Genomic DNA, 8,317 nt, shown 5'->3' with positions numbered 1-8,317 from the left:
CTCAACGGAAAAATCAGAAAATACACCAAAAACAAAATGTCTTTTCCTACAGATGATGCCGTCATGAAATCAGTGTATCTCGCTTTAAAAGAAGCTACTAAAAAATGGACAATGCCAATTCAAAATTGGGGTATTGTTCTTAACCAGTTTATGCTTATTTTTGAAGAAAGGCTCAGATTATAAAATCCAAGCCCTGACTTTTTAACTTACACACTTTGTGGGATAGTGTCTCATTAAATATATACCATCATTATTGTTGTTAATAAATATTTTTATTTATTTAATGTTTCATTTTCTATTTAAATATGATTTTAATAGAAAATTATACTATGAGTTTCATGCAACTGTAATTCCTATTTTAATAATTGTTAATATTTTTATTTCAGTATTAATTTTTATAATTCTTTATAAGAAAAGATATTATGATATAATATATTATCCCTTATTTCCTATTCTTTTTTATATTGTATTTTTTATTATTTCATTATTCTTGGTCTTTAAATAATTCTTTAACTGACTGGATTATATTGATTGTATGATAATACTGGTTTATGCTTTTTTAAGATCCTATATATGGTAATTTAAAAACACAGAAATCTGTATTTGAAATGACATATGAAATGAAGCAGAAGAAAGAGAAAAAATACTATTCAAAATAAAGGTCGTATTCGGTATTTAAAATATGTTGGTGAAAAATTTGGAAGTTTCTATAGTTGGTAATGTTTCAAACCTGTTGGTAATAAATTAGAGTATTGATTTTTAATGCTCTAATTTTAAAAACATTTGTAAAAATATAAGGTTGAGATAATATTGTGAATAGCCAGAACGGAAGAAAAGAGAAAATAGGCTATCTAAAATATTGAAGATCATATCAGGTGTTTCAGAAGTTTTGGTAGCTAATCCGGAAGTGATTATTCTTACAAATAAATATAATGGCAAAGAACTTCAGGAAACCGGAATGTATGATTACGGCGCCAGGATGCTGATGCCTGATCTGGGAAGATGGGGTGCTATGGATGCCATGTCTGAGAAATACAGCGCATGGATTCCTTATAACTATGCCATCAACAATCCTGTGATGGTGATTGATCCGGATGGAAATGATATACAAACCTATACAGGGGATGCAGCAGTAGCATTTGGAAGAGCTTTGCAAATGAATATGTCTACAAGTACTGAATCTTCAGGAGGTAATATTTTTACGGGATTGGATAATGAGTATGATAAGGATGGCAAGATGATTAGTAACTTAGGTGGAAATAAAATAGATTTTTACCATCAAAGAAATGGAGATACTAAAGTAGTTAGTCGACAAACTGGAGCTTCAAATATTATTACAGGTGGAGAATCTATTATTAGAGGTTATACTCATAGAGGAAAAGATATAGGATGGGGAACGATAACAATTGAATATTTTGGAGGAAGTGGACCTGCTCGCAGTCTATTTAGTGATTTTGATGATTCTAATGATGGACCTTTTGCTTCTCTAGACAAAGCATCGTCTCCATATTCTTCTTTAGCAAGAAAGGATGCAATGAATTCAAAAGAACTAAAAGGAGTTGTTAAAATGGATTATCTTCAAGCTAACCCCATCACAGCAAATTTTGATTGGTATGAGCAGATGTGGGGAAGATCAAATGTGTCTTGGTATAAATTAGGAGATGAAACACTTTTTTTAATGACTGATTCTAAGTCACAAGAGTCATTGTTTTATAGATTACCAGTAAATAATTTTGAAAGAACCGAAGGAAAGTTAAAAAGCTTTGGAAATACGTATCAGACTTATATATGGACTGAAAGCAGCTCCGAAATTCAAAAAAAAGTAATTAACCCAACCTTAAAGAACATTTTTAAACAAGCTGTAACACCACCATCTATACTAACAAGACCTAGATTTTAAATCGAACAACTTAAATTAATAAATATGAAGAAAAGTATAAGTTTAATTTTATTACCTTTTTTATTTTCATGCCAAAATATTAGTAATGAAGATATATATGGAAAATATTCACCCATATCATACAAGAATACATATGACACTTTAACGATTAACAAGGATGGGGTTTATAGCAGAGTAATTTACAATATAAAAGGGAAGAAAGTATTGAATTATAATTCGAAATACAAATTAGAAGGTAACACAATAAAGTTTAATGATTTTTATTTAAATTTTGATAAAGATTTAATTGCCTTTCCAGAAGATGTGAATGATACTGATATGACCTATACTACTTTTTTTGAGAAAAAAGATAAGAATATTGTACTTTGCTTTGGCTACCATGATGGGGAGAATTGTTATAAAAAGATTATAGAATAAAAAAAAAACACTGAGCAAAGTCCCCACTAGTGCGAGCATCTCGTTCGTTTTCAGATAATAAATTAAAACCATTGCTTTTGCAGTGGTTTTAATACTATTATTTTATCCAAGGGTAGCACAGGCGCTCCTACAATTATCGATACCAACAACTATTACCCTTTTGGGCTGAACCCTATCTCCGGGCCGTTCAGTACGTCTAACTTTGGAAGTTTCTACAGTTATAAATATAACGGTAAAGAACTTCAGGAAACCGGGATGTATGATTATGGCGCCAGGATGCTGATGCCCGATTTGGGAAGATGGGGTGCTATGGATGCCATGTCTGAGAAATACAGCGCATGGAGTCCTTATAATTATGCCATCAACAATCCTGTGATGGTGATTGATCCGGATGGGAATGATATTTCTTATTCAGGGGAAATGGCACAACAGGCTTTTAAAGCCTACGTAGGAACAATGTCTACAAGTACTGAATCTTCAGGAGGTAATATTTTTACGGGGTTTGCTTCCAATTTATTTGGAGATGACTATATATTGAATCGAAATGGTAAGTTTGAAAGAATATCAGAAACAAAATATAGCTTTGATAGATTGTATAATTGGGATAAATCTAAAGTTATAAAACTAAATAAAGAGTTTATGAAGAATCTGCGTCAAGATATGAAATATGATAGTTATTCCAATCAATATAAACCTACGGAAACGACAATAACATTTGAAAATTCTTCTGTGTCCACAAAGCAAATAAAGAATTATTTCTATTTCTTAGCAGCAAATACAGAAAAAAAATGGGGTTTTAATCATTTAACTAAAAATGGATGGTTTTCAGACAGTTCAGTGACAATAATCAATAGTAATCATCAAGACGATGAAGTAAGTTTAAGTCCAATATTTAAATATTTAGACTCAGGCTATGATTTAATAGGATCAGGCCATTCACATCAAATGTTAATATATGACCATCCTGAAAATAAACATTTGCTTAAAGGGCGATATGAAGCAATTAATTATCCTTCTGGATTTAATTCTGATGGGAGTGTACGTTATGAAATTAATAAAGGAGATAGAGCATCTCATGAAACATTATTGCAAAATTATGGTAATCAAGTTAAGGCTTATCCTTGGATTTATATAGGTAATAAAGATAATAGACCACATTTTATATATTATGATACGACATCTTTTAGAAGGAAATAAATTAATTTTCCTATTCCTTACTTTGTTTTCTTGTACAGAGAATAAAACAGAAAAAATTACAGAGTATTTCTATCCGAGTATAGTAATTAATGAACAGTTGAAAAAAGAAATTTTTTTATATAAAGATGATTTGAAAAGAATGCAATCAATTCAATCAAATAATATATGTGTTTTTTTTACAAAAAAAAATGATAGTATTTTTATTGAAATAGGAGATTATGAACCTAATCTTAAAATGATAAATGTTAAAGGTATTGAAATAATAAAAAATGATACAGTTTATCTATACAGTGATAAAAGTTTTATAGATTTAAACGACTTTTATAAAAATAAGAATGATAAAATAATCAAAATTATCAGAAATTCAAAACCAAACTTTGACCGTCATGATCCTCATTTTAGATGTCTTTATTTTGATGGAAAAAATATTAAAATTAGTTCTTACAATAATCAATGTATTTAGTTCCCTGCTCCCGCACGATTGTATCGTGTGGCAGATAAACAAAGAGAGTGTCCTAAAAGTCGAATACACCCTCTGAGAATCAAATATTCATATACTCCTCCTGTATAAGGGTACGAATAAAATCAGCAAAAATTGAGGCTGTCCAAAAAGTTTGGACAGCCTCTTTTCGTTTTATTAAAAGCATATTTCTTATAAACGCTCTTACTTATCCAGCAGCTTTTCCAGCCTGCTCATCATTTCATCCTTTTCCTTTAGCATGCGTTCATACAACGCAATTTTTTCTTCGTGAAGGGAAATTAACTTTTCTATTGGATGAAAGTTTATTGTACCATAGTTAAAAGAGTTACTAAAAGCATGCTCTCCAAAGGTATTAGCAATAACATTCACAGCCTGCTCCTCATCAAAATTTTGAAAAGCTTCTACAGGAATTTTCAGCACTTCGGATATTTTTTCGAGCAACTGGTTTTCAATGGTTTCTTTTTGTTCAAGTAAAGAGATCTTCTTTTGGTTCCAGTCTTCACCTAAATCAAGAGCCAATGCTTCCTGCTTTATTCCAAGCATTTCTCTGAAACGTTTTACATTTCTTCCCTGATGTATTTTGTAGTCCATTCTTTAATCAATTTGTGAAGATTCAAAGATAATACATTCTGTAAAGTAAAGGTTAAAAAATATCCGGTAAAATATCCTGTTATACCTGTAAAAGTGCCGGGAGCTGGTGTATCAAATGTCTTCAACAGGTTCGGAAGTGCTTTTGGCCACTATAGAAAGTGTCTGCAGCTGCTCATTAATTGGTTATAGCCATTTCGTAAACTGCCTGAAGCCATTTAAGAAATGCCTTCACACACTTTGGTAAGTATCTCCGGGCACTTTATCAAATAGGTATAACTATTTTACAACCGCCTCAAACGTTTTCATAACTTCCTACAGCCTTTTACTCAAGCAGCTGGAGACCGTTATGGAACGCCCTTCAGTCCCTTATATAACCGGGTATAGCCCCTTATCCAAGGGGGTAGAAGGAGTTGATGAAGGGGGATCGTATCTTATGAAAGTGGCTGATGATTGTATTTTCTGATAGATTTTACATAAAACCTCCGCTGCAATGAATTGCAGCGGAGGTTTTTTATATTTTCAAACCATTTATTCTTCCTCTCTTTCTCCTAGAGATTCTTTCAGCTTGATGAGTTCAGCTTTTACAAACTCCAGGCGGTCGATCAGGGTGATGGTTTCTGAAATTTTACTGTTGGTGGTCAGAGCGATGCGGGCACCGTCCAGCGTGTATCCTTTTTCTTTTACCAGATGGTAGATCATCTGAAGATTTTTGATGTCTTCAGGAGTGAAATACCGGTTTCCTTTTCTGTTTTTTTTAGGCTTGATAATAGGGAATTCCTGTTCCCAGTAACGTATTAATGAAGTGTTTACATCGAATGCTTTCGCAACTTCTCCTATAGAATAATACAGTTTATCAGGTAAATTTATTTTCATTTTACAACTCCTAAACTTCAAAGATAAAAATTTTTTAAAGTTTAATCCAAAATATATTGTAAAAAGTGCGGTCATACTTTGTTTCAAAGGTATTTATGGGGTTAAATTTATCATTCAGAAACAATGTTTGTTGTCGCAGATATAAAGGATCATGATAAACTGGTTCTTTTTTGTCTAAATTTGTGAATGCTTACGATATATACATATAAATGAATCCAATCTCCGTCCTTCATATTGACCTTTTTCAGGCGGGTAAAAATACTTCAGATTTTTATTTTAACACAATGAAGAATCATTTGGTGGTGGGACATCGTCATATAGAAAAGCCTCACAGACATGATTTCTATGCTGCGGTTCTTTTTACCAAAGGAACAGGGGGGCATGAAATAGATTTTCAAAGGTATGAAGTTTCGGAAGGCAGCCTTTTCTTTCTGTCGCCGGGACAGATTCACAGCTGGGAGCTTTCGGAGGATATTGATGGGTATATTTTCTTTTGTTCCCAGGAGTTTTATGAAATGCATTATGTAAATCAGAAACTCAGAAATTTTCCCTTTTTCGGGTCTGTATCTTTTCCGAGAAAACTGCAGTTGGATGCTGGTGAGCTTAAGAAAAATATTAGCTTATTTCAGGAATTGGGGGAAGAACATCAGACTAAAAGTATCATGAAAGAAGGTCTGATTTTATCATTGATGTCTCAGATTTTCATCAATGCTGCCAGGTTGTTTTCAAGGGACTTTGATACAATGGATTCTGCTGCAGGACTTTCTTATTTTAAACATTATCAGGATTTTGAAAATCTGATTGAACAAAACTTCACAAAACATAAATCCATTACCTATTATGCTTCTTTATTAGGTATCTCATCCAAACATCTGAACAGGATTGTGCAAACTGTTGTTCAGAAAACGGCTACTGATATAATTACAGAAAGAGTAGTACTGGAAGCCAAAAGAATGCTCATGTATCTGGATGAAAGCCTCGTAGAAATTGCTTTCCGTTTAGGATATGAAGAATATTCCTACTTTGTAAGAGTATTCCGGAAAAGTTCCGGAATGACTCCTACGCAGTTTATGAGGAAATATAAGGCTTAATGAGTGTAAAATTTAAAGTGTAAGGTTTAAAGTTTGGGAGAGAGACTGTTGAAAACCACCCCGTCAAAAATTCTTTGAATTTTCGCCACCCCTCCAGCGGAGGGGAATTAGGGAAATATCAACTACCTTTTCTAATCCCTGCAACCTATCATCTATCATCTGCAGCCTAAAGAGCCAACTTAAACGGTCCTTCAAAAGTAGTTTCAAACGAATCTACCAACTGTCCTTTTTCATCAAATACTCCGATGACCATGTTTTGTTTTGAGAATTTAATTTCGTCTTCAGGAAAGGAAATGTTGATGTTTCCTTTCAGGATCTGATCCCCTTTCAATATGATTTTTTCAGAACCGAAGTAGGTTATTTCTGCATTCGTGGGCGTGATCACTTTAATGGTAAGGGTCTTTTTCTCGTTGGATTTATTCAGAAGGGTATAAATAAAAGTGTTGGTGATTTTACCGTTTTTAACAAAGAATGTAGAACCTGCCGGTTTGATGAATTTGGCTTCCATAGAACCACGGTCGTACATTAAAAATCCCAGGAATCCAATTAACAACGCAAGGATAACAGTTGTTGCTTTCATTCTTGGCGTAAAGCGGAATTTATCCTGGTTTTCAATCTCAGCTTCTGTGGCATAACGTACCAGCCCTTTAGGTAAACCAACTTTCTCCATGATTTCATCACAGGCATCGATGCAGGCTGTACAGTTCACACATTCCAGCTGCTGTCCGTTTCTGATATCAATCCCTGTAGGGCATACCACAACGCATTGGTTACAGTCTATACAATCTCCTTTTCCTGCCGCTTTTCTGTCTTCGTTATTTCTCCATTTTGCGCGGCCTTCACCTCTTTTAAAATCATAATATACATTGATGGTCTGCTTGTCAATCAATACTCCTTGCAGTCTTCCGTAAGGACAAACCAGCGTACAAACCTGCTCACGAAGCCATGCGAAAACAAAATAGAACGCCAGCGTAAAGAAGATCATAACTATAAACTTCAGTGAGTTGCCTTCAGGTCCTTCCCTCATAATGCGGAAAACCTCTTCGTATCCTACAATATACATGAACATAAAGTGGGAAATAACCAATGAAATTAAAAGGAAAACAGACCATTTCGTCAATCTTTTTCGTATTTTCTCTGCATCCCATTCCTGTCTGTCCAGCTTCATCTGCTTATTTCGGTCACCTTCAATCCAGTATTCGATTTTGCGGAAAACCATTTCCATAAAAAGAGTCTGAGGACACAGCCAGCCACAGAATATTCTTCCGAAAACGACCGTAAACAACATCACAAAAATGACAGAAGTTACAGCGCCTAAAGCCAGGATAAAAAAATCCTGCAGATAAAAGGGCTGTCCAAGGATAAAAAACTTTCTGTCGATCACGTTAATGAGAAGAAAAGGATTATTATTGATCTTTACAAAAGGCAGCCCAAAGAAAATAGCAAGAAGAAGATAGCTGGTGTAATTCCTGTAGTTGGTATACTTTCCTTTTGGTTTTCTTGGGAAAATCCATTTTCTTTTCCCGGTTTCATCCATGGTTCCCACGGAATTTCTGAAATCTTCATTTTCAATTTCCAAAGACTTGATATTGTTGGACTCTGCGCTCATTGTTTATGCTATAAAGTATTTTGGTACAATTTTCATCCTGACCGGTCTTATTTTCAGATTGATGTTTCTATGAAAAAATGATCGATTCTGGTATTGCAAAGCTCCGGATTATATCTTTTTATTACTAATATGATCTACTTCCAAAATAGGATAATTAG

General features: G+C 33.7%; 8 protein-coding genes and 1 pseudogene. 6 read left to right on the top strand and 3 right to left on the bottom strand.

The features are described from left to right. The 5 genes and pseudogenes from C8D70_RS11165 to C8D70_RS11145 all read left to right on the top strand — a co-directional run. Positions 1–183: pseudogene (locus C8D70_RS11165) on the top strand (IS256 family transposase); the annotation flags it as partial. Positions 184–859: 676 nt separating this feature from the next. Next, positions 860–1,900, top strand: a complete 1,041-nt coding sequence (locus tag C8D70_RS21250; protein ID WP_317047793.1) for an RHS repeat-associated core domain-containing protein — start codon at positions 860–862, stop codon at positions 1,898–1,900. Between the two features lie 24 nt (positions 1,901–1,924). Beyond that, positions 1,925–2,317 carry a hypothetical protein gene (locus C8D70_RS11155; protein WP_110367363.1) on the top strand — a complete coding sequence of 131 codons (393 nt, stop codon included), beginning with the start codon at positions 1,925–1,927 and terminating at the stop codon, positions 2,315–2,317. A 96-nt stretch (positions 2,318–2,413) separates the two neighbouring features. Then, complete coding sequence (locus C8D70_RS21245) at positions 2,414–3,514, top strand: RHS repeat protein (RefSeq protein WP_110367362.1); 1,101 nt, start codon at positions 2,414–2,416, stop codon at positions 3,512–3,514. Beyond that, positions 3,486–3,977 carry a hypothetical protein gene (locus C8D70_RS11145; RefSeq protein WP_110367361.1) on the top strand — a complete coding sequence of 164 codons (492 nt, stop codon included), beginning with the start codon at positions 3,486–3,488 and terminating at the stop codon, positions 3,975–3,977. The genes C8D70_RS21245 and C8D70_RS11145 overlap by 29 nt, the downstream gene beginning before the upstream one ends. A gap of 201 nt (positions 3,978–4,178) precedes the next feature. Here C8D70_RS11145 and C8D70_RS11140 read toward each other — a convergent pair whose 3' ends face one another. Further along, positions 4,179–4,586, bottom strand: a complete 408-nt coding sequence (locus C8D70_RS11140; protein WP_110367360.1) for a helix-turn-helix domain-containing protein — start codon at positions 4,584–4,586, stop codon at positions 4,179–4,181. A gap of 528 nt (positions 4,587–5,114) precedes the next feature. Then, on the bottom strand, positions 5,115–5,459 hold the full coding sequence (locus tag C8D70_RS11135; RefSeq protein WP_076597126.1) for a MerR family transcriptional regulator: 345 nt from the start codon (positions 5,457–5,459) through the stop codon (positions 5,115–5,117). Positions 5,460–5,668: 209 nt separating this feature from the next. On the opposite strand from C8D70_RS11135, the gene C8D70_RS11130 reads away from it, so the two are divergent. After that, a complete protein-coding gene (locus tag C8D70_RS11130) occupies positions 5,669–6,550 on the top strand; it encodes an AraC family transcriptional regulator (RefSeq protein ID WP_076597125.1) in 882 nt (293 codons plus the stop codon). A gap of 166 nt (positions 6,551–6,716) precedes the next feature. On the opposite strand, the gene ccoG is transcribed toward C8D70_RS11130, so the two are convergent. After that, positions 6,717–8,159, bottom strand: a complete 1,443-nt coding sequence (ccoG, locus tag C8D70_RS11125; protein ID WP_110367359.1) for a cytochrome c oxidase accessory protein CcoG — start codon at positions 8,157–8,159, stop codon at positions 6,717–6,719. Positions 8,160–8,317 lie beyond the last annotated feature (158 nt).

This window comes from Chryseobacterium sp. CBTAP 102, assembly GCF_003201365.1.
Taxonomy (GTDB): domain Bacteria; phylum Bacteroidota; class Bacteroidia; order Flavobacteriales; family Weeksellaceae; genus Chryseobacterium; species Chryseobacterium candidae.
Note: the sequence above shows the minus strand (reverse complement) of the source record. Positions and strands in the feature narration are given on the sequence as shown.

What these genes read in the sequence shown, in the direction of transcription:
- C8D70_RS11155 (WP_110367363.1), top strand. Translation starts at nt 1,925, where the DNA reads ATGAAGAAAAGTATAAGTTTAATTTTATTACCTTTTTTATTTTCATGC.
- C8D70_RS11145 (WP_110367361.1), top strand. Translation starts at nt 3,486, where the DNA reads ATGATACGACATCTTTTAGAAGGAAATAAATTAATTTTCCTATTCCTT.
- C8D70_RS11140 (WP_110367360.1), bottom strand. Translation starts at nt 4,586, where the DNA reads ATGGACTACAAAATACATCAGGGAAGAAATGTAAAACGTTTCAGAGAA.
- C8D70_RS11135 (WP_076597126.1), bottom strand. Translation starts at nt 5,459, where the DNA reads ATGAAAATAAATTTACCTGATAAACTGTATTATTCTATAGGAGAAGTT.
- C8D70_RS11130 (WP_076597125.1), top strand. Translation starts at nt 5,669, where the DNA reads ATGAATCCAATCTCCGTCCTTCATATTGACCTTTTTCAGGCGGGTAAA.
- ccoG (WP_110367359.1), bottom strand. Translation starts at nt 8,159, where the DNA reads ATGAGCGCAGAGTCCAACAATATCAAGTCTTTGGAAATTGAAAATGAA.